Consider the following 21803-nt stretch of genomic DNA (forward strand, 5'->3'; position numbering starts at 1 on the left):
CCGGCCCTTGTCAGTCGGCCCTCCCGCCGAGGCGGGACGGGGTCACTCGTCGCGGCCGAGGATGATCAGGCGGTTGTTCTCGGTGGTGTTGCTCCGAGGGAGGAAGCCATCGTCGTCGTCGCTCTGATCGTCACCGGGGTCGCCCGGGGTGTTCTGCTCCTCGCACCAGTCCGGCGCGTTCGGGCGGTTGCACTCCTCGGGGTTCCCGGGTTCCTCCTCGTTCTGGCACTCGAAGTCGAGCGGCTCGCACTCCGGCGGGGACTCCACGTCCTCACAGTTCGGGTTGTTCATGTCCGGGGCCGCGGGGTCGCAGGGGGGGTCCTCGGAGGGCGCGTCCGACGGCTCCTCGGTCTCCTCCTCCGGGGGATCGTCGCTCGGGCTGGGCGTGGGCACGAAGCTCTGCTCCGTGCCGACGTAGGCGGGGGGCGGGAAGTTCTCGATGGGCATGCCGTCCACGGCCGTCGTCATGAACTCCTTCCACACGTTGGCCGACGTGCTGCCACCGAAGATCTCGTTCTCGGGCTGCCCCTCGAACTCCAGTGAGAGGTTGGCGTCGGCCCGGCTGAGCCCGACCGCGGCCACGAGCTGGGGCGTATAGCCCACGAACCACGCGGAGACCGCCCCGCTGGAGGTACCGGTCTTGCCCGCGACCGGACGGCCGTCGGGGAGCGCCGCGTTGGTGCCACCGCCCGCCTCGACCACCTGGGTCATGGCGTAGGTGACGTCGGCCGCGACGTCGGCGGACACCACCTGGGTGCCCTCCTCGATCTCGTTCGCGTCGTCGGGTTCGACGACCGTGCCGTCGGCGCGCTTCAGCTCGGTGACCATGTGCGCCGGCTTGTGGAGTCCGCCCGCCGCGAAGGTGGCGTAGGCGGAGGCCTGGTCGAGGGCGGTCACCTGGTGGGTGCCCAGCGCGACCAGCGGGCCCTGGACGGAGGTCGTGACCTGGTCCTCACCCACACCGGCGGCGACGGCGGTCTCGTCCACCGCCGCGGCGCCGAGCCGGGATGTCAGCTCCACGAACGGGGTGTTGACCGAGTCCGCGGTGGACTGGATCAGGTCGACGGGCCCGTAGCTGACGTCGCCCGCGTTCTGCACCGGGCTCTCCAGCTCCGGGAAGGTCTGCGGCGAGTCGCCGTCGAACATGCTCCGCAGGCTGATGTCGTTGCTGAGCGCCGTGGCGAGCACGTAGGGCTTGTACGACGACCCCGCCTGCGTCCGGTGGTGCAGCGAGTTGTTGACGACGGCGGACACGTCCGGACCGCCGTGGAACGCGAGGATCTCACCCGTGGAGGGGTCGACCGCCGTGAGGCCCTTCATGGTGTCGTCGGGGGTACCGGGCAGGACGTCGAAGGCCCCGGTCGCGGCCTCCATGAGCGTGGGGTCGAGGGAGGTGTCGACGACCAGGCCCTGGGTGGCGATCGTCGCGGCGGTGATGCCCGAGCCCTCGTAGCGCTCCGTGATCTCCTTGATGACCGCGTCGCGCACGTAGCCGAACTTGGGGTCGACCTCGGTGTCGGCGCTGGGGTCGTAGGGGATCCGCTCGGGGATCTCCAGTGCCTCGGCCTCGCTGCGCGGCAGACCCCGGGAGGTCTCCTCGTTCATGAGGGCGAGCTGGTTCTGCATGTAGGGCCAGCGCTCCTCCTCAAGGTACGTCTTCGTCCAGTCGCCCAGCTCCGAGCCCTCGAAGTTGCTGGGCATCTGGATGATGAGGCCCAGGAAGGCGCCCTCCTCGTAGCCCAGCTCGGTCACGCTCTTGTCGAAGTAGGCCTGGGAGGCCATCTCGATCCCCGAGGCGCCGCGGCCGAAGTAGATCGTGTTGAGGTAGTCCTCCAGGATCTCGTCGGGCTCCCGCTGCTGACCCAGCTTGATCGAGATGAAGATCTCGCGGATCTTGCGGACGATGCGGTCGTCCGACTCCAGGTCGCTGTAGTAGTTGCGGGCCATCTGCTGGGTGATGGTGGAACCGCCGCCGGCCTCGCCTCGGGAGAGGACGGCGCGCCCGATACCGACGATGTTGATACCCGGGTCCTCATAGAAGGTGCGCTGCTCGGCGGCGAGCACGCCGTCGATGACCTCCTCCGGGATGTCCTCGACGTTGACCGCGACGCGCCTTACCTCACCCGTGGTGACCGCGACCTCGGGGGCCTCGTCACCCTCCGCCGCCCACCTGATCTGGGTGGCCGACGACTCGTTCTCGGCCTTGGTCGTGAGTTCATCCGAGTTGGGAGCCTGTGCGTACAGGACGGCGAAGGCGGCCACGCCGCCGATGACCATCAGGCCGAAGGCCGCCAGCGCGGGCTTCCACGCCTTGGCGAAGAACCGCTTGTACCAGGGGCGGTCGTCCGGCTCCTCGTCACGGGACCGGCGGCGTCCGCCGCCTCCGCGCCCGCCGGAACCGGCAGCCGCGCGGGTGCCCCGGCCTGCGGCGCGGCGGCCCTCCGAGCGCGATCCGTGCTCGCGGTCGCGGGGGTCGCGGGGGCCGTTGCCCGCCCTGCGCCGTCCGCCAGAGCGCGCCTCGTCACCGGGTCGGCGCCGCTGCCCCTCGGGGCGTCCGCCGCGTTCGCCCTCGGCTCGGCGCCGGGGGCGGTCGCCGTCCTCGGGCCTGCGGGGGCGCTCACCCTCAGGGCGGCGCGGGCGCTCGCCCTCGGCTCGGCGCCGGGGGCGGTCGCCGTCCTCGGGCCTGCGGGGGCGCTCACCCTCGGGGCGACGCGGGCGCTCGCCCTCGGCTCTGCGACGGCCGCCCTGGCCCTCGGAGCGCGCGTCGTTCTCGGGAGGGCGCGGGCGGCGCGGGCGCTCGGCTCCGCCGTCACCCCGGCGGGCACCGCCCCCGGAGCCAGATCGACGCCGGCCTCCGGCCTGGTCGCCCGGCGGCGGGCCGTCGGCCCTACGCCTTCCGCCGTCGCCTCGTGGACCGTCGCCCGGGCCCTCGGCCCGGCGACGGCCACCGTCGGCATTCCGTCGTCGTTCGGTACTCACGTGGGTCCTCGATTGCCTCTCACGGCCGGTGGGCCTGACGATTCCTTGGTGGAAACGGGGGGACGGTCCCCCTGGGGGATCGGTAATCCGCGACCTGTTCCTCGTGCGACCTGGGCGAAGCGACCCTGGGGGGTCGTGTCCGCCTCTTCACCGGTCGTTCAAGGCTTGGTAAAAGGGACGCCCAGAGGCGGTTCGGGGTTTTCAACAGGTCGCGAAGACGTTAGCCGCTTCTTCCTCCTGATCGTTGGCCTGCGGGAGCACTGCCCGTTCATCGGTGCTCCGTGCCGAGGGGACGTCGCCGCGGCAGGGGCTTTGTCCGGGGGCTCTACCGGCTACGCACGCAAATCAAAGGTCACGTTAGAGCGAGGGCACGGTATAGCACAACCCACGCGCGAGGCTATCGCGCCTCATGGGACGTCCGGTCATCTTCTACCCCGAACCGCCCGTTACGCCTGTTCAGGCACGGGAACCGAACGCCGGCAGGTACGGGGGCCGCGCAAACGCTCCGTGACGGAGCGCCCATCCACGCAGGTCGGGGACAGTGTGTGAGATTTTGCCCCCAGTATCTCCGAATACCCGCTGGACGGAGGGGGTCCGGGTGGTGCCGGGCGGTCGGACCGCCGATGTGACAGACGGGTCCGTGAGCGAGCGGAGATAGAGTCATAGCTGAACAAAACAGCCAGACATGCACGTTCCACCCCCAGCAGCCGGTGACCGCCTCTGGGGAACAGAAACGCCGTGTTCGCTGCTGACCACATACGGAAGACGAACGCAGGACGACGAACCCCGGACCGCCTCCGGCGCGGGGCCGTCGCCGTGCGCTGTGGAATCCATGTTCGCGGAGAAGAAGGAGCAAGGACCAATGGGTTCGGTACGTGTAGCCGTCGTGGGCGTCGGCAACTGTGCGGCATCGCTCGTGCAGGGCGTTCACTACTACAAGGACGCCAACCCCGAGTCCCGGGTACCCGGCCTCATGCATGTGCAGTTCGGCCAGTACCACGTGAGCGACATCGAGTTCGTCGCCGCCTTCGACGTGGACGCCAAGAAGGTCGGGCACGACCTGGCCGACGCCATCACGGCCAGCGAGAACAACACCATCAAGATCTGCGACGTGCCGCCGACCGGCGTCACCGTCATGCGCGGCCCGACCTACGACGGCCTCGGCAAGTACTACCGCGAGATCATCCAGGAGTCCCCCGAGGACGCCGTCGACGTGGTCGCCGCCCTCAAGGCCACCAAGGCCGACGTCCTGGTGTCCTACCTCCCGGTGGGGTCCGACGAGGCCGGCAAGTTCTACGCCCAGTGCGCGATCGACGCGGGCGTCGCCTTCGTCAACGCCCTCCCGGTCTTCATCGCCTCCGACCCCGAGTGGGCCGACAAGTTCACCCGTGCCGGCGTGCCGATCATCGGCGACGACATCAAGTCGCAGATCGGCGCGACCATCACCCACCGCGTGCTGTCCAAGCTGTTCGAGGACAGGGGCGTGATCGTGGACCGCACCTACCAGCTGAACTTCGGCGGCAACATGGACTTCAAGAACATGTTGGAGCGTGATCGTCTGGAGTCCAAGAAGATCTCCAAGACGCAGTCCGTCACCTCGCAGATCCCCCACGAGCTCAAGGCCGGATCCGTGCACATCGGCCCGTCGGACCACGTGCCGTGGCTCGACGACCGCAAGTGGGCCTACATCCGGTTGGAGGGGCGCGCGTTCGGCGACGTCCCCCTCAACCTGGAGTACAAGCTGGAGGTCTGGGACTCCCCCAACTCCGCGGGCATCATCATCGACGCGGTCCGCGCGGCCAAGATCGCCAAGGACCGCGGCCTCGGCGGCCCGATCCTGGAGCCCTCCTCCTACTTCATGAAGTCCCCGCCCATCCAGTACAGCGACGCCGAGGCGCACGACGCGGTCGAGCGCTTCATCGCGGGCGAGTAACGGCCCTGGTGAGGGCGTGCCCGGGCCCCCACAGCCCCGGGCACGCCCTACTCTGAGGCACGTGTCCTTCCTCGGCGACCTGCGCGCTGTCCTACGGGGCTCCCGGTTCCGCCGGCTCTTCGGTACCCGGCTGGTCTCGCAGTTCGCGGACGGGGTCTACCAGGCCGGGCTGGCCGGCTTCGTCTTCTTCAACCCCGAGCAGCACACGAGCGCGGGCGCCGTCGCGGCTGCCTTCGCGGTCCTGCTCCTACCGTTCTCGGTGGTGGCGCCGTTCGCCGGGGTCCTGATCGACCGATGGCCCCGCCGACAGGTCCTCCTCCTGTCCTCCCTGGCCAAGGCCGCGCTCGCGGTGGCAAGCGCCCTCCTCGTGTCCGCGGGCGAGGGGCCGGCCTTCTTCGTCGCGGCGCTCCTGGTGCTGAGCGTCAACCGCTTCTTCCTGTCCGGCCTCTCCGCCGGCCTGCCCTACGTCGTGCCCCGCGAGAAGCTGATGACGGCCAACGCCGTCACGCCGACCTGCGGCACCGCGGCCAGCTCCCTCGGGACCGGGGCGGGCCTGGCCGCCGGGACGGTCGGCGGCGAGGCCGCCCTCGGGGCCGGGGCGATCCTCCTCGTGGCCGCGCTCGGCTTCGCCGGCGCCGCCCTCGTCTCGCTGGCCCTCGGCCGCCGGGAGCTGGGGCCCCACCTGGAGCGCGAACCCGCCGAGGTCAGGGACGCCGTGCACAGCGTGGTGCGGGGCATGGTGTCCGGGATCCGTCACCTGTGGGCCCGCCCCGCCCCGCGGGACGCCCTCGCCACCATCGGCGTCCACCGGATCCTGTTCGGCGTCTCGACCCTGCTGACATTGCTGCTGTACAACAACTCGTTCACCGACGGCGGGGCGGCCGGGCTCGCCGGTTTCTCGGTGGCCGCCGGGCTCCTGGCGACCGGGTTCCTCCTGGGTGCCGTGGCGACTCCGTGGGCGACCTCCCGTATGGCGCCCGGGACCTGGATCGCCCTCCAACTGGCGGCGGCGGCCGTGGCGCTGGTGGTGTTCGGGCTGCCCTTCTCCCCCGCACTGTTCCCCGTCGCCGCGTTCGCTCTCGGCTTCGTCTCCCAGGGCGTCAAGGTCACCGTCGACACGCTGGTTCAGCGACATGTCGACGACGCGTTCCGGGGTCGGGTGTTCTCGGTGTACGACGTGCTCTTCAACGCGACGTTCGTCCTGGGCGCGGCGCTGGCCGCCGTCCTGGTCCCGCCCTCCGGGACCAGTGCACCGGTGGTCGCGGGCATGGCGACCGCCTACCTGGCCATGGCGGCCGCCTGGGTCGTGCGCGGCCTCCGCGCCCCCGGGCCCGAGGCGGCGCGGGAGGCGGCGTAGCGACGTGTCGACAGGACGACCCGTCGACGTGTCGACGTGTCGACGTGTCGTCCCGGGGCGGGCACCACCGCCGGGACCGTCAGCCCCGCTCGGTGGTCTCCTCGTAGACCCTCAGGCCGCGTGCCAGGTAGTTGGCCAGGGCGTGCTCGCCGTCCAGGGAGCACGTGTGCAGCCAGACCCGCCGGGTCGGATCCCGGTCCGGCCAGCGCCCGGCCAGGTCCCAGGCGCGCTCCAGGGCCAAGGTGAGCATGTGCCCGCCCATGCCCCTGCCGAGGTAGCCGGGCACGAGTCCGAGGTAGGCGATCTCCACCGCACCGTCGGGCTGGGCGTCCAGCTCCGCGTAGCCCGCCGGAGTGTCCTCCTCGTAGAGGACCCAGGTCTCGCGGCCCGGGTGGTCCACCCACTCCCGCCACTGCTCCGCCGACAACCCGAGCCCGTCGCTCCCCTCCCAGTCCCCGCCGACCTCGCCGCCGTGCATGAACCGGCTGAGCACCGGACTGGGCATCTCGGCCCGGGAGAAGCGCAGGTCCGCCTCCGGTTTCCGCGCCGGACGCAGGTCGGCGGGGTCGGTGGACTCCAGGTACCAGGTGGTGATCGTCACCTGGCCAGTTTCCCGGCTCCGAACTGGCACGACAAGGGCGGGGGTCACTCGCGCGGCCCCTCGGCAGCGTTCGGCGGGAGCGGGTCGATCCTGTCCGGGGGTGCGGCGGGGCGCCGTCGATGCCCCTGGCCGCACCGGTCCCGGAGCGTTCCGCACCTGCCGGTCCCCCTCCGTGTCGACGGGACGACAGGACGACATGGCGAGATGGCGACACGGCGACACGGCGACAGGACGACATGGCGAGATGGCGATGAGTCGACGGTCGGGTGCGTGCCCTCCCGTGCCCGGAGGGAGCGGCCCGGCGCCCCGACCGGAGGGATCCGTGCGGGTCCCGCCGCGGTCACGGCCCTCCCGCCCGCCCCCTCCCCCACCCTTCCTCCTCTCCGTGACCTTCGAATCACCTGCTGTAGTGTCCCGGGAAAGACTTGTCGACGAACAGGGATGGTGCGGCATGGTCGGCGAACCGGGCCTCAATAATCCCTCCAGCGCCTTCGGGGCGCGCGGGGTGACCAAGCGGATCGGGGCGGTGTCCCGGCAGCTGCCCGTCTACGGGGACAGGCTGCTGGACGTGGGGTGCGGAGACGGCACGTACACGGTCGAGCTCTCCCAGGGCTACGTGCGGGTGGACGCCATCGACGTCGATCCGGGCCTGCTCGACGCGTTCGCGGACAGGATCGCCGGCACCGGATTCGAGGACCGGATCGGCATCCACAAGATGTCCGCCGAAGCGCTGGCCTTCGACAGCAACACCTTCGACCGGGTGACGGCGTTCGAGGTGGTCGAGCACATCGAGGACCTGGAGGGCAGCTTCGCGGAGGTCAACCGCGTGCTGAAGCCGGGCGGGGCGTTCTCCCTCACCACACCCAACCGGTGGTTTCCGTTCGAGACCCACGGAGTGCTGTGGGGCGACCGGCGCCGGTCCGCCCTGACCGCGCCGTTCCTTCCCTGGGTCCGGCCGCTGCACGAGCGGATGTCGGACGCGCGCGTGTTCACCACCCAGGAGATGGGCCGCCTGCTGCGCGCGGTCGGCCTGAGCGTGCGTGCCATCGACTACGTGATGCCGCCGTTGGACCGCCGCCCCCGAGGGCTCCAGTCCCTGGCCGACGGCCTGGAGGGCACCCCGCTGAGGGTGTTCGGCATGGCGATGGCCGTCACCGCGGTGAAGCCGCGCCGCTGACGGCGGCCCGCCGCTCCCCTACAGGTGTTCGGCCGCCCAGGTGCGCAGCTCCCCGGCCGCCTCCTCCTTGCTCATCGGCCCGTTCTCCAGGCGCAGCTCCAAAAGGAAGCGGTACGCCTTGCCGACCACCGGTCCCGGGGCGAGTCCGAGGATCTCCTGGATCTCGTTGCCGTCCAGGTCGGGACGGATACGGTCCAGTTCCTCCTGCTCGGCCAGCTTCCCGATGCGCCGTTCGATGTCGTCGTAGGCCCTCGACAGCGCCGCCGCCTTGCGGCGGTTGCGCGTGGTGCAGTCGGCCCGGGTGAGGATGTGCAGCCGCTCCAGCTGGGAGCCCGCGTCGCGGGCGTAGCGGCGCACGGCGGAGTCCGTCCACTCCCCCTTGCCGTACCCGTGGAAGCGCAGGTGCAGCCCGACCAGGGTGGAGACGTCGGCGACGACGTCCTTGGGGAACCGCAGTGCGGTGAGCCGTTTGCGGCTCATCGACGCCCCCACCACCTCGTGGTGGTGGAAGGTGACCCGGCCCCCGCCCTCGAACTCGCGCGTCTTGGGCTTGCCGACGTCGTGCAGCAGAGCGGCCAGGCGCAGCACGAGGTCCGGCTCGTGGCCGCGCGCCCGCTCCAGGTCGACGGCCTGGTCGAGAACGGTGAGCGAGTGCTCGTACACGTCCTTGTGCCGGTGGTGCTCGTCGATCTCCAGGCGGAGTTTAGGGACCTCCGGCAGCACGTACTCGGCGATGCCCAGTTCCACCATCAGCTCGATACCGCGGTGCGGGTCGGGGCTGACCATGAGCTTGGTCAGCTCGTCCCGCACGCGCTCGGCGGAGACGATGGACAGGCGCTCGGCCATGTCGCGGGCCGCCTCGGCGACCTCGGGCGCGAGCGTGAAGCCGAGCTGCGCGGCGAAGCGCACCGCGCGCATGATGCGCAGCGGGTCGTCACTGAAGGAGTCCTCCGGGCGTCCCGGTGTGCGCAGCACCCCGGCGCGCAGGTCCTCCAGCCCGCCGAAGGGGTCCACGAACTCCAGGTCGGGCAGGCGCACCGCCATCGCGTTGACGGTGAAGTCGCGGCGCAGCAGGTCGTCGTGGATGTTCGTGCCGTAGGCCACATCGGGTTTGCGGGACTTGGGAGAGTAGGACTCGCTGCGGTAGGTGGTGATCTCCAGCTGGTGGTTCTTCTTCCGCAGACCCACCGTGCCGAACTCGATGCCGACCGTCCACACGGAGTCGGCCCAGCCGTCCACGAGCTCCAGGATGCGCGAGGGGACCGCGTCGGTGGTCAGGTCGACGTCGTTGGAGCGCCTGCCGAGGAGCGCGTCGCGAACCGGGCCGCCGACGAGGGCGAGCTCCTGGCCGTGCGACGCGAAGTGGGCGCCGAGCTCGTCCGACACCGGCTGGACGGTTTCCGCCAGCGCGGTGATCGCCGCGCGCTGGACACCGTTGAGCGATCCCGTTCCCGGGACCGCCTCGGCGTCCGGCCGCTGGTCGGCGTCGTTCTCACTCGAAAACTCTGTGTTCGGCACACCACGCAGATTAGGCGGCCCCCCGCCCAAACTGCGAATCGATTGCCGTCTTCCGCTGCTCCCGGAAGCGCCTCGCCGTCCACAGGTCGGCGTCGGCTCTGGTGGAGCACACCCGTTTGATGAAAGAGTGGGCCCCCGCCGGGCGCCACACGACGGTCTCCCCCGACCCGTGGGGCAGGGAAGACGGTATCTTCGGGTGGAGTGGTAGGACCGCGGTCATCTCGCGCCCACCCGACCCGTGTACGCCGTGTGCGCCGTGCGGGCACCCCGAGCGTCTCCGCCCCTTCACCGTGTTCCCCGGCGGGACGGCCACCTGGCCCCGAATCAGGAAACCGGTCAAGCGTTGCGTCGAATTGCCTCCGCGACGGTGGTCATGGCCATGACCACCGCGTTGCTCCCGATACCGGCCGCGCACTCACCCGCGCTGGCGGAACCCGAGGACGACGGCTCCATCGAGCCGCTCGTCGTCGAACGCATCACACCGGACGTGGTCCGCGAGGACAGCACCCTGCGGATCGCGGGCGAGGTGACCAACACCACCGCGGACAGTGTGCGCGACGTGACGGTCCGGGTCCGCTACTCCCGGCACCCGTTCACCAACCGTGACGAACTGGACGAGTTCGCCTCGGGGGACGGCTGGCAGCCCAGCGCGTCCGGCCCCGACGAGGAGATCGCCTCCGCCCTGCCGCCGGACACCTCGGAGGAGTACTCGCTGAGCGTGCCGGTCGAGGACCTCGACCTCTCGTCGTACGGCGTGTACCCGCTCGTGGTCGAGGCCGTCGACGCGGACGGCGGCGTCCTGGGCTCCCAGTACACCTTCCTCCCCTACACGGGTGGCGGGGACGACGACGTGCCCTCCGTCGACATCGCGTGGGTGTGGCCGCTGATGGACCGGCCGCAGCGCGCCGACGACGACACCTTCCTCGGCGGCGACCTGCACGACTCCGTCGGCGCGGAGGGCAGGTTGGGCCGCCTGCTGGCCGCCGGTGCGCAGGTTCCCCTGGACTTCGAGGCCGGTGAGGAGGACCTGGTCGAGCTGCTCGGCCTCAACGGGCCCCCCGAGGAGTCCCCGGCGGAGGAGGACGAGGCCACCGCGGAGGAGACCGCCGAGTCGCTCCCCACCGAGGAGGCGACCGAGGGCGAGGGCAACGGCGACGAGGAGGACCCGGACGCCGACGAGGGCGAGGACGACGGCGAGGGCGCCGACGCTCCCGAGGAGGAGCCGCGGCCGACCCGTACCGAGGGCGTGCCGATCACCTGGGCGGTGGACCCCGGCACCCTCGACGACATCCGCCGGATGGCGGGTGGGGAACACGAGGTCCTGGAGGGCCTCCTCGACGTGCCCGCGGAGTCCGATCCCGTCCGGCACGAGCTCGGAGCGGACGAGTCCGCCCAGGTGTGGCTGCGCGAGGCGCGCGCGGTGCTGGCCCGCGACACGGTCGTGGCGACCCCCTACGCCAACCCCGACCTGGGTGCCCTGCTGCGCAACAACATGGGTGACGACGCCGAGGCCTCGATCCGGATCGGGCAGGAAGCGGTCCTGCGCGCCCTGACCTTCGATGCCGACGGCGCCTTCGCGCTGCCGCCCGAGGGGTTGATGGACGACCCCGTCTACGAGCTGTTCGCCTCCCACGGCTCCACCCGTTTCCTGTTGGACGAGGGCGCCATGCCGCCCGCGTCCTGGATGTCCACGACCCCCACCGCCCAGGCCCCCCTGTCTGCGCCGGAGGAGGAGACGGCCGAGGAGCCGTTCGCGCTGGTGGCCGACTCCGGGATCTCCGACGTGCTGTCCATGCCGTCGTGGGAGCCGGGCGAGTCCGCCCTCGCGCTGCAGCGCTTCGCCGCCGAGACCGCGATGATCGCCGGTGAGAACGCGGGCGGCGACCGTGTGGTCGTCGCCTCACCGGGCCCGGGCTGGAACCCCAGCCCGGAGTTCGCCGACGGGGTTCTGGCCGCCTCCGACGACCTCCCCTGGCTGTCCCCGGAGAAGTTGGACGAGATCGAACCGGCCGACCCCGAGGAGCGCGAGGACACCCGGCGCAACCTGGACTACCCGGACCGCGAGGCCGAGCAGGAGCTCAGCCCCACGTACCTGGGCCAGGTCGAGGACGTCAACAACGACGTGCGCCTGTTCAACAGCGTCCTGGTGGACGACGTCGACCCGTTCCGCCCGGCCCTGCTGCGCCTGCAGTCCGTGTACTGGCGGGAGGAGGAGGCCCTCGCGGGTGCGACCCGGTCCCTCGTCCTGGACGCGGTACAGGGCCGTACGGGCGACGTGCGGGTCATCCCCGGCGAGCCGGTCACCCTTGCCAGCCAGACCGGCACCACCGGTGTCCTGGTGGCCAACGACCTGGAGGACCAGGCCGTCATCGTGCGCCTGTCGGTGTTCTCCGAGAACTCCGAGCGGTTGAGCATCGGCTCGTACACGGACTACTTCGAGATCGACCCCGGTGCGAAGACCACGGTGTACGTTCCGCTGTCGGCACGGGTCAACGGCCGCACCGAACTGACCGTGAGCCTGCACAACTCCGCGGGCGAGCCGATCAGCACGCAGGACACCGTGATCCCGGTGAACGCCACCGGTCTGGGCACCCAGGCGCTGCTCATCAGCGGTATCGGCCTGCTGATCCTGGTCGCCGCGCTGGCCCCCCGCGCGCTGCGCAAGTGGGCCCGCAAGCAGGCAGCCCGCTCGAACGCCGCGGAGGCCGCGGAGGTCAAGGACGGCGACGGCGACGGCGACGGCGACGGCGACGGCGAGCCGGACGGTACCGGCGGCACGCCCGTGGAACCAGCGCACCCCGGGGGCTCACCCCGGGAGTCCGCTCCCCGCGAAGACGCCGGGGACGAGGACTCCGAGGAGTCCGACGGCCCCGACGGCTCCTCGTCCCCGCCGAACGCCGGGGCCCCCGAGGATCCCCCGGCCGCGAGTCCCGAGGGGGACGACGCGAAACGTCGCGGAACGGGGCCCGGACGGCTCCGGGAAGTGCCCCCGGAGCCCCGACGAACCGATGGGTGACACGACTCCTTACCGACAGGACGTCATGTCGACACACCCGCACGTCTCCATGTCGGCACACGCGGCGGCGAGCCGCGTGTGCCGGCCCGACCGGACAGGCGCCGGACCACGGCGCCGCGGCCGGACCCTCCCAGTCGGACGAAAGGAACCCTGATCCACGGTGGTCACCGACTCTCCGAACGGCAGCGGGAAACACCGCCGTTCCCCCCAGCCCGAAGGCTCCCTCCCGGGTGAGAGCACGATCCGTCCCAGCGGCGGACCCACGCCCTCCTTCGAGGAGGGCGAACTGCCCGAGCCCGGCGTCGTCCCCGCACCGGAGGCCGGGACGGGCCCCGGCCCGGACACGGCGGGCGCCGACACGGGCGCGGGCTCCGGGTCGGACTCCGGCGGGATGATGCGCTCCAGCATGATCATGGCCGTGGGCACCATGGCCTCCCGGCTCACCGGGTTCGCCCGCACCATCGTGCTCGGCGCCGCCATCGGCACCCACCTCCTCGGTGACGCCTACCACACGGCCCACACGATCCCCTTCATCCTCAACGACCTGCTCATCGGCGGGCTGATGGCCAGCGTCATCATCCCGTTCCTGGTCAAGCGGCGTAAGAACGACGCGGACGGGGGCAAGGCCACCGAGGACCGCCTGTTCACCACCACGGTCCTGGCGCTGTTCCTCCTGACCGCCGCGGCGATCCTGGCGGCCGAATTCCTCATCTGGATGTACGGGTCCCGGTTCACGCCGGCCCAGTTCGAGGCGTCCGTCTACCTGGCGAGGTTCCTGCTCGCGCAGATCTTCTTCGTGGGTCTGAGCGGGCTGCTGAGCGCCATGCTCAACACGCGGGGCAAGTTCGGTGCCGCCGTGTGGGCGCCGGTCCTCAACAACATCGTCATCATGTCCGTGGCGGCCGTGTTCCTGTGGGTCGCGGGCCCCGGGCGCACCCCCGAGACCATCACCGACGGCCAGCTCACCCTGCTCGGCGCGGGCACCGCGGGCGGCATGCTGCTCCAGGCGGTCGTGCTGTTCGTCGCCCTCTCCCGGACCGGCTACCGCTGGCGCCCCCGCCTGGACCTGCGCGGCTCCGGGCTGGGCGACGCGGTGCGCACCGCCGGGTGGATGATGCTCTACACCCTGCTCACACAGGCCGGCCTGTGGATCACCACCAACATCGCCAACGCCGCGAACGTGGCGAGCATCGAGGAGGGCCTCGACGTCGGCGCGGGCATCAGCGCGTACAACCTGGCGTACCAGCTCTTCCAGCTGCCGTACGCGATCATCGCCGTCTCGCTCATCACCGTGCTGCTGCCCCGGATGAGCGCCCACGCCGACGACCGGAACTGGGACGCGGTCCGCTGGGACTTCTCCCGGACGCTGCGCGTCTCCGCGTTCGTACTGGTGCCGACCGCGTTCGCGGTGGCGATGTTCGCGGAGCCGCTGTCCGTCCTGGCCTTCGCGCGCGGGTCCATCTCGGTCGGTGACGCGTCCAGCATCGGCCAGATCCTCGCCGTCATGTCGCTGGGCCTGGTGCCGTTCACGGTCTTCCAGCTCATGCTGCGCGTGTTCTTCGCCATGGGCGACACCCGCACGCCCGCCATGATCGGCGCCGCCAACCTGGCCGTGCACAGCGGGCTGGCCCTGGTCTCCTACCTGGTGCTTCCGCCGAACCTGGTGGTCGTGGGCGTTGCCTCGGGCTTCATGGTCTCGTTCCTGTCCGGCCTGACCATCGCCGGACTGGTCCTGAGCCGGCGTATCGGGGGACTTGACGGAAAGCACATCATTGGCACAATGTTGCGCCTGCACCTGGCCGTCGTCCCGAGCATCGCGGCCGGCCTCGGTGTGCTCTGGTTCTTCGACACCTACGTCGGCCCCGGCCTCGCCACCTACATCGGGGCCCCGGTCACCGGGTGCGTCCTCGGCGCGCTGCTCTTCCTCGGGTGCGCGCGACTGCTGCGCGTGCCGGAACTGAGCGCGGCGATGGAACTCATCCGCGGGCGCCTGCGTCGTTGATGCCGTAGCGCCACGGCTCTGATCCCGCCGCAGGTCCCCCGCCCAGACCGAGAGAAGGACGTCCCGACGGTGCCCAGCGACCACGCCAGAGAGCAGGACCCCGCACCGAGCGGGGTACCCGCGGAACCGGCCACGCGCCGGCGGCGCCACATGGTGATGCCGGAGGACGTGCTCGACACGTACGAGCGCGACGAGCCGGACGGTGCGCCCGAGACCGGGCTCCGCACCGTCCGCGATCCGAGCGACATCGGTGACGTGGGCACCGCCGACCGCATGGAGGACGGCGACGAGATCGGTGGCAGCTCCCACACCGCCCCCGGCAACATCGCCAGGTCCAGCGCGATCATGGCGCTGGGCACCATCGTCTCCCGGGTCACGGGGTTCGTCCGGACCATCCTCCTGGCTGCGGCGATCGGTACCCAGCTGCTGGGCGACGCCTACCAGACCGCGGGCATGGTCCCGTACATGATCTACGACCTGCTCATCGGCGGGTTGCTGGCCAGTGTGTTCGTGCCCTTCCTGGTCAAGCGGCGCAAGCTGGACCCGGACGGCGGGGACAGGACCGAGCAGCGCCTGGTCACCCTGATGCTGCTGGCGCTGTTCGTGATCACGCTCCTGTCGGTCCTGGTCGCGGAGTGGTTCATCCGGATCTACGCGGGCGAGTTCACGGGCGCGCAGTACGAGGTGTCGGTCGTCATGGCCCGGTACCTGGTGACGCAGATCTTCTTCATCGGGGCGAGCGGCCTGGCCAGCGCGATGCTCAACGCGCGCAACAGGTTCGGAGCCCCGATGTGGGCGCCGGTGCTCAACAACGTCGTCATCATCGGCATCCTCCTGTGGTTCATGTCCATCGCGGGTCCGGGCCGCACCCCGGAGACGGTCACCTCCGGTGAACTGATGCTGCTGGGCCTGGGCACCGCCCTCGGCCAGGTGCTCCAGGCCTCGGTCCTGGTGTGGGCGCTGGCCGCGGCCGGCTTCCGCTGGCGGCCGCGTCTGGACCTGCGCGGCTCGGGTCTGGGAGAGGCGGCCGGCGCCGCCTCGTGGATGATGCTCTACATCGTGGTCGCGCAGTTCGGCGCGCTCGTCTCCACCAACGTGGCGACGCGTGCGGGAACCCGGGCGGCGGAGCTGGGCTTCGACTCCGGGGCGGGCATCACCGCGTACAAGTTCGCGTCGATGCTGTTCCAGCTGCCGTACGCGATCATCGCGGTGTCGGTGATCACCGCGCTGCTGCCGCGGATGAGCGAGCACGTGGCGGCGGGGCGCAAGGACCAGGTGCGCAACGACTTCTCCCGCGGGTTCCGGCTCTCGTCGGTGCTGATCGTGCCGATCTCGGTCGCGATGATCGTCTTCGCCATCCCGTTCTGCGTGATGATCTACGCGCAGGGCAGCACGACGGCGTCCGACGCGGCGGCGATCGGCCGCATCCTGATGGTCTTCTGCGTGATGTTGATCCCGTTCACGCTGTTCCAGCTCCAGATGCGCGTGTTCTACGCGCTGGGGGACACCCGGACCCCGGCCCTGGTGTCGATCCCCTCGGAGGCCGCCCACGCCGTGACGGCGATCGCGCTGCTGTTCGTCGTCGAACCGCAACACGTCGTGGTGTGGCTGCCCGTGCCGTACGGTCTCTACTACATCGTCGGTTCGGTCATCATGTGGTATCTGCTCCACCGCAAGCTCAACGGCATGGACGGCCGCCACGCCGCGTCGACACTGTTCAAGCTGCACGTGGCCACCGTGCCCGCCGCGGCCTTCGGACTGGCGATGATCTACGCCTTCCGGGGACTGCCGGGTGATCTGTGGCCGGGTCTTGCCGCGATGCTGGCCGGGGGCGTCGTCGGTGCCGTACTGTTCGTTGTTGCCGCTAAGTTCCTGAATGTGACTGAAGTCACATCGTTCCTCGATTTGCTCAGAACACGGCTGCGACGCCGCTGATCACCAGGAATGGATGACGTTGGGTAGCCGAGCACCGATACGCCCCGGAAGGTGGATGAGCATCCCATGTCCTCCGAAGATGCTGTTCAGGCGTCCTAGCATGGACACGCATCGCTTTACCGCTACAGCAATGTTCATCCGAGCTGCCCGAAGGGAGGCTGGGGACAGCAGGCAGGGCCGATAACCCCCTCGCGCACACCCCGCACCGCTCCGGTCCCCAGGGACCCGTGTGCGGGAGGAGCGCGCGGAGCTCACGGCACTGGCGTCCGTCACTCCCAACATGAGCACCTTCCTGATCGAACCCGGGGCGAAGCTGGCCAACCGGTACCGCCTCGACCAAGTGGTGAGTGAGACCGGTGGGGCCACCCGCTGGAAGGCCACAGACGAGACCCTCGCACGGCCCGTCGCGGTGTGGACCTTCACCGAGGGCTTCCCGCGCACGTCCGAGGTCGTACGCGCCGCCAGGGCCACGAGCCGTATCCCCGACGCCCGCGTCACCCAGGTCTTCGACGCCGACGACACCACCCCCGTCCCCTACGTCGTCGAGGAATGGGTCATCGGATCCTCCCTCTCCGACCTCCTCTCCCAGGGCCCCATGGAGCCCGAGCGCGCCGCGGGCCTGGTCGCCGAGGCCGCCGAGGCCATCGCCGCCGCGCACGCAGGCGGCCTCTACCACCTGTGCCTGACCCCGAGCAAGCTCATGTGGAGCAGCGGCGGAGCCGTCAAGGTCACCGGCATCGGCGTCGACGCGGCCCTGCTCGGCGCCACCGTGGCCGACCCCGGTGCGGTCGACGCCCAGGGGCTGGGCAACCTGCTGTACGCGGCGCTCACCGGGCACTGGCCCGGTGGTCCGCAGAGCGGTCTCCCCGCTGCCCCCCAGGGGTCGGCGGGCCCCTACCCGCCCGGACAGATCAGACAGGGCGTCACCGAGCCCCTCAACACCATCACCACGCGCGCGGCCCTGCCCCAGCTCGCGGGCCAGATGGTGCCCGGACCGCCGATCACCACCCCGGCGGACTTCTGCGCCGCCATGGCCGAGGTCCCCCGGCTCATCCCGCTCCCCGTCTCCCCCGCGGAGTCCTCGCCACCCCCCGAACCCGGTACCTCGCGGCGCACCGGCGAGCTCGACACCACCGGTTCCGGTCCCCGCCGCAGCGCACGCAGCAACGGCACACGCGGCACCGCCGTGTCCCACAGCGCCTCCGCCCCCCGGGCGGAGCGCCCCGCACCCTCGCGCATGGACCAGAGGGCGGCCCGTGACCAGGCCTCGCCCAGGAAGGTCGTCGTCGGCGTCGTCGCGGTCGTGCTGTTCGCCGCCGTGGTCGTGGGCGCCTGGACGCTGGGTTCGATGATGCAGTCCGACGACGACCCCGCGACCCCCAGTGCGGACTCCGCCGACGACTCGGCGAACGACGCCGCGGAGGCGACCGCGCTGGAGATCACGGATTCGCGCGGCCTCAACCCGCACGGAAACACCGACGAGCACAGCGAGAACGCCCCGCTGGCCTGGGACGGCGCGGCCGACACCGCCTGGAACACCCAGGGCTACAGGGACCCGCTGGACATGATCAAGCCCGGCGTCGGCCTCCAGCTCGACCTCGGCGAGAGCCGCGAGATCCACGTGGTCGACCTCGACCTCGGCGGTGAGGGGTACGAGTTCGAGATCCGGGTCGGCGACGCCGACGGGAACTCGGAGGACGACTACGAGGTGGTCGGCAGTGGCAGCGGCAGCTCCCAGGAGGTCGTCCTCGACGAGCCCGCCGACGGTCAGTACGTCCTGGTCTGGTTCACGTCCCTGCCCCAGAACGGGGGGGACTACCGTGGGAGCGTCAACGAGGTCGAGGTACGCGGCATCGAGTAGTGGGGTATGTGATCAGCGCTGATGGACGCGGTCCAGGAGCTTCCTGACCGGGAGCTGTTGACGAGGCACACTCAGGGTGACGAACAGGCGTTCGGGGTACTGGTTCGCCGCCACCGTGAGCGCCTCTGGGCTGTCGCCGTGCGGATGATGGGCGACCCCGAGGAGGCCTCGGACGCCCTCCAGGACGCGTTCCTGTCCGCGTTCCGCGCCGCGGACCGGTTCCGCGGGGAGTCCCAGGTGACCACCTGGCTGCACCGGATCGTGGTGAACGCGTGCCACGACCGGCTGCGCCGGCGCAAGGTGCGACCCGCCACCCCCACCGAGGACACCACGCTGGACGTGGTCGCCAACGAGCGGCTGGGCCGGACCGGCGGCGCGCCGGACCACGCGTCGCAGACCGAGGCACGGCTCGACGTGCACGCCGCCCTGGAGCTGCTCCCGCTGGACCAGCGGATGGCCCTCACCCTCGTGGACATGCTGGGCTACCGCGTGGAGGAGGCGGCGGAGATCCTCGACGTGGCCTCCGGCACGGTCAAGAGCCGGTGTGCCAGGGGTCGCGCCAAACTTCTTCCGTCACTGGCCCATCTGAGGAACCCCCGGCACCCCCGGGACGTCACATCTGGGAGAGGAGGTGCCAACCCATCGTGACGTCCCATCCAGACGTGGAGGCACTCGCCTTCTTCGCCGAGGAGCTCCTGGAGCCCGGCGAGGAACGTACCGTCGCATCCCACATCGAGACCTGCGCGACCTGCGCGACGACCCTGGAAGAGCTCACGGGGGTCACGGAGGCGCTGGCCGCCGCACCTGTCCCCGCGATGCCCCGGGACCTGGCCGACCTCCTCGACCGGCGGGTCGCCGAAGCGGCGCGCGAGCGGGCCGAGGGCGGCGGAGGGTCGGACTCAGCTCCCGTGCCCGCCGCCACTCACGCCACGGTCACACCGCTCCCCCGCCGACGGCGGGGCTTCGGCGGTGTCAACCTGCCCCGGCTGATGATGGTGGCCGCCGCGGCGGCGGTCGTCGCCGGCGGTGGCGCGGCCCTGTTCAACGGACCGGCCGTACAGGAGAGCGCCGAACCTGGCGGCGTCGCTGCACCCCTCCAGCAGGACGAGGAAGAGGCCGCACCCGACACCGCCCAGGCCTACACGCCCCAGGTGGTGCGGAGCGGCACCGTCTACACCGGCACGGACCTCGCGGAGCAGGCGTCCCGGACCCTCGGCCTCTCCCCCGTGGGGAACACCCCGGAGGACGGCGGTACCGAACCCCTGGCGGTGGAGGAGACCTCACCGCCCGGCGTGGACGAGTGCGCGGCCCTCCTCGGTGAGGAACTCGGCACCCGGTTCACCCTGGTCGACGAGGCGCACTACGGCGACGGGACGACCCGGGCGTGGGCCATGTTCGCCCTCGACGGCGACGAGTACGACGTGTACGTGGTCGACCCGCTCTGCGCGCAGGGCGGTGACGCCTCCGAGGGCGTGCTCGCCCAGGAGAGCGTGCCCAAGCCCTGAGTTCCCGCGTGTCGGGTGTGCTCCGCAGAAGGGCCCCGCGCGACGTCTTCCGCGGAGCACGGTGGCAACGCCGCGTTCGCGGCCGGTTCCCTGGCCGCGAACGCCCTGTGGGGGCTTCTGGCGGGCACGTTCGCCCTGGTTGTTCGGGCGGCGCCGGAAGGCCGCCAGGAGGGCCCCTGAGGGGCGCACACGGGGGTCTGGCACGGCCGCGACGCATACCCCGCCCCCGTAAGCTGGGCGGATGGCCGGAGGGGAATGCCGTGCGCCTACCATCGGTTGTGCTAACCATCTTCCCCTGACGTCACGACGCGTGGCCAGGGCAGCAACTGTGTGAAGGGCCTACGAGCGTGAGTGACGTCCGCAATGTCATCATCATCGGTTCCGGACCGGCGGGGTACACCGCTGCTGTGTACGCCGCCCGAGCCGAGCTGCGCCCGCTGGTGTTCGAGGGTTCGATCACCGCCGGCGGCGCCCTCATGAACACGACCGAGGTCGAGAACTTCCCCGGCTTCCCCGACGGCATCATGGGGCCGGACCTCATGGACAACCTGCGCAAGCAGGCCGAGCGCTTCGGAGCCGAGCTGGTCCCGGAGGACGTTACCTCCGTGAACCTGAACAAGCCGGTCAAGGAGGTCGTCGCAGGCGGTGAGACCTTCCTCGCGCACACGGTCATCCTCGCCACCGGGTCCGGGTACCGCGAGCTGGGCGTGCCCGGCGAGAAGGAGCTCTCCGGGCGGGGCACGTCCTGGTGCGCCACCTGCGACGGCTTCTTCTTCCGCGAGCAGGACATCGCGGTGGTCGGCGGCGGCGACACCGCCATGGAGGAGGCCCTCTTCCTCACCCGCTTCGCCTCGTCGGTGACCGTGATCCACCGCCGCGAGGAGCTGCGCGCGAGCCGCATCATGGTCGAGCGCGCCGAGGCCAACGAGAAGATCCGCTTCCTGTGGAACTCGGAGGTCACCGAGGTACTCGGTACCGAGCGCGTCACCGGTCTGCGCGTCCTCAACAACAAGTCCGGCGAGACGAGCACCCTCGACGTGACCGGCCTGTTCGTCGCCATCGGCCACGACCCGCGCGTCGAGCTCTTCGACAAGCAGATCGAGCTGGACGAGGAGGGCTACGTCAAGGTGGAGTTCCCGTCCACCCGGACCACCCTGGAGGGCGTCTTCGCCTGCGGTGACGTCGTCGACCACCAGTACCGCCAGGCGATCACGGCCGCCGGCACGGGCTGCTCCGCCGCTCTGGACGCCGAGCGCTTCCTCGCGGCGCAGGGCAACTGACGCACCCACCCTCCCCCGGGCCCGCCGAGAGAGTCGGCTCCCGCCCCCCGCCATCCGCCACCAGGTGAACCAAGGAGAAGCATGTCCACTGTCAAGCACGTCACGGACGCCACCTTCAAGGAGGAGGTCCTCGCCAGCGACAAGCCCGTCCTGGTCGACTTCTGGGCCGACTGGTGCGGTCCGTGCAAGCAGATGGCCCCGGTTCTGGACAAGCTGGCGGAGGAGTACGGCGACAAGATCGAGGTCGTCAAGCTCAACACCGACCAGAACCCCGAGACGCCGCGCGCGTACAACGTCATGTCGCTGCCGACGATGAACCTCTACAAGGACGGCGAGGTCGTCAAGCAGCTCATCGGCGCCAAGCCGAAGCGCGTCCTGGAGAAGGAACTCTCCGACTTCCTGTAACCGGACGAGCGGCACCACGGCCGACGAGAGGCCCCCAGGTCCACCCTGGGGGCCTCTCCTTGTCCTGGTGTCCGACCCAGCGGGGTGCCCCCTCCGGGCGTCGCACGGGGGTTCCGGGAGCCCCGGGGGCTCCACCCTCCGCGGGTCCGTGTTTCACGTGAAACACGGACCGCCCGCGGTGAGGGCGGAACGGGCCGGGGGGGGGGGTTTTAGGGTTACAACCCCCCCCGGGAC

At 70.9% G+C, this 21803-nt stretch carries 14 protein-coding genes; 11 read left to right on the plus strand and 3 right to left on the minus strand.

Annotated features, from left to right (window positions below; translation table 11 throughout):
- Positions 1–42: 42 nt before the first annotated feature.
- Complete coding sequence (locus ACFWTE_RS07215; RefSeq protein ID WP_378778445.1) at positions 43–2979, minus strand: transglycosylase domain-containing protein; 2937 nt, start codon at positions 2977–2979, stop codon at positions 43–45.
- Between the two features lie 862 nt (positions 2980–3841).
- Between ACFWTE_RS07215 and ACFWTE_RS07220 the strand changes: the two genes are divergently transcribed.
- Entirely contained in the window at positions 3842–4912 is a 1071-nt protein-coding gene (locus ACFWTE_RS07220; protein WP_378778446.1) for an inositol-3-phosphate synthase, read from the plus strand.
- A 61-nt stretch (positions 4913–4973) separates the two neighbouring features.
- Complete coding sequence (locus ACFWTE_RS07225; protein WP_378778447.1) at positions 4974–6269, plus strand: MFS transporter; 1296 nt, start codon at positions 4974–4976, stop codon at positions 6267–6269.
- A gap of 79 nt (positions 6270–6348) precedes the next feature.
- On the opposite strand, the gene ACFWTE_RS07230 is transcribed toward ACFWTE_RS07225, so the two are convergent.
- The gene (locus ACFWTE_RS07230; protein ID WP_378778448.1) at positions 6349–6870 is read right to left on the minus strand and encodes a GNAT family N-acetyltransferase; all 522 of its coding nucleotides are present in this window, start codon (positions 6868–6870) and stop codon (positions 6349–6351) included.
- Positions 6871–7321: 451 nt separating this feature from the next.
- Between ACFWTE_RS07230 and ACFWTE_RS07235 the strand changes: the two genes are divergently transcribed.
- Complete coding sequence (locus tag ACFWTE_RS07235) at positions 7322–8047, plus strand: class I SAM-dependent methyltransferase (RefSeq protein ID WP_378778449.1); 726 nt, start codon at positions 7322–7324, stop codon at positions 8045–8047.
- An 18-nt stretch (positions 8048–8065) separates the two neighbouring features.
- Here ACFWTE_RS07235 and ACFWTE_RS07240 read toward each other — a convergent pair whose 3' ends face one another.
- On the minus strand, positions 8066–9565 hold the full coding sequence (locus ACFWTE_RS07240) for a CCA tRNA nucleotidyltransferase (RefSeq protein ID WP_378778450.1): 1500 nt from the start codon (positions 9563–9565) through the stop codon (positions 8066–8068).
- A 373-nt stretch (positions 9566–9938) separates the two neighbouring features.
- On the opposite strand from ACFWTE_RS07240, the gene ACFWTE_RS07245 reads away from it, so the two are divergent.
- The 8 genes from ACFWTE_RS07245 to trxA all read left to right on the plus strand — a co-directional run bounded on the left by ACFWTE_RS07245 (position 9939) and on the right by trxA (position 21569).
- A complete protein-coding gene (locus tag ACFWTE_RS07245) occupies positions 9939–12581 on the plus strand; it encodes a DUF6049 family protein (RefSeq protein ID WP_378778451.1) in 2643 nt (880 codons plus the stop codon).
- A 160-nt stretch (positions 12582–12741) separates the two neighbouring features.
- Entirely contained in the window at positions 12742–14583 is a 1842-nt protein-coding gene (murJ, locus tag ACFWTE_RS07250) for a murein biosynthesis integral membrane protein MurJ (protein ID WP_378778452.1), read from the plus strand.
- A 150-nt stretch (positions 14584–14733) separates the two neighbouring features.
- Positions 14734–16518 (plus strand): murein biosynthesis integral membrane protein MurJ, encoded by a 1785-nt coding sequence (gene murJ, locus ACFWTE_RS07255; RefSeq protein WP_378778460.1) that lies wholly within the window; start codon positions 14734–14736, stop codon positions 16516–16518.
- Positions 16519–16798: 280 nt separating this feature from the next.
- Positions 16799–18379 (plus strand): protein kinase family protein, encoded by a 1581-nt coding sequence (locus tag ACFWTE_RS07260; protein ID WP_378778453.1) that lies wholly within the window; start codon positions 16799–16801, stop codon positions 18377–18379.
- A 21-nt stretch (positions 18380–18400) separates the two neighbouring features.
- Positions 18401–19027 (plus strand): RNA polymerase sigma factor SigM, encoded by a 627-nt coding sequence (gene sigM, locus ACFWTE_RS07265; protein WP_378778454.1) that lies wholly within the window; start codon positions 18401–18403, stop codon positions 19025–19027.
- Positions 19024–19884, plus strand: a complete 861-nt coding sequence (locus ACFWTE_RS07270) for an anti-sigma factor family protein (RefSeq protein WP_378778455.1) — start codon at positions 19024–19026, stop codon at positions 19882–19884. The genes sigM and ACFWTE_RS07270 overlap by 4 nt, the downstream gene beginning before the upstream one ends.
- 347 nt (positions 19885–20231) lie before the next feature.
- A complete protein-coding gene (trxB, locus tag ACFWTE_RS07275; protein ID WP_378778456.1) occupies positions 20232–21164 on the plus strand; it encodes a thioredoxin-disulfide reductase in 933 nt (310 codons plus the stop codon).
- Between the two features lie 81 nt (positions 21165–21245).
- A complete protein-coding gene (trxA, locus tag ACFWTE_RS07280; protein ID WP_378778457.1) occupies positions 21246–21569 on the plus strand; it encodes a thioredoxin in 324 nt (107 codons plus the stop codon).
- The last annotated feature ends 234 nt before the right edge of the window (positions 21570–21803 follow it).

Source organism: Nocardiopsis sp. NPDC058631 (assembly GCF_042716955.1).
In the GTDB taxonomy this organism is placed as follows: domain Bacteria; phylum Actinomycetota; class Actinomycetes; order Streptosporangiales; family Streptosporangiaceae; genus Nocardiopsis.

Bases quoted from the DNA above. Each gene is read 5' to 3' on its own strand.
- ACFWTE_RS07220 (WP_378778446.1), top strand. From the start codon at position 3,842: ATGGGTTCGGTACGTGTAGCCGTCGTGGGCGTCGGCAACTGTGCGGCA.
- ACFWTE_RS07235 (WP_378778449.1), top strand. From the start codon at position 7,322: ATGGTCGGCGAACCGGGCCTCAATAATCCCTCCAGCGCCTTCGGGGCG.
- ACFWTE_RS07245 (WP_378778451.1), top strand. From the start codon at position 9,939: ATGGCCATGACCACCGCGTTGCTCCCGATACCGGCCGCGCACTCACCC.
- murJ (WP_378778460.1), top strand. From the start codon at position 14,734: ATGGTGATGCCGGAGGACGTGCTCGACACGTACGAGCGCGACGAGCCG.
- ACFWTE_RS07260 (WP_378778453.1), top strand. From the start codon at position 16,799: ATGAGCACCTTCCTGATCGAACCCGGGGCGAAGCTGGCCAACCGGTAC.
- sigM (WP_378778454.1), top strand. From the start codon at position 18,401: ATGGACGCGGTCCAGGAGCTTCCTGACCGGGAGCTGTTGACGAGGCAC.
- trxA (WP_378778457.1), top strand. From the start codon at position 21,246: ATGTCCACTGTCAAGCACGTCACGGACGCCACCTTCAAGGAGGAGGTC.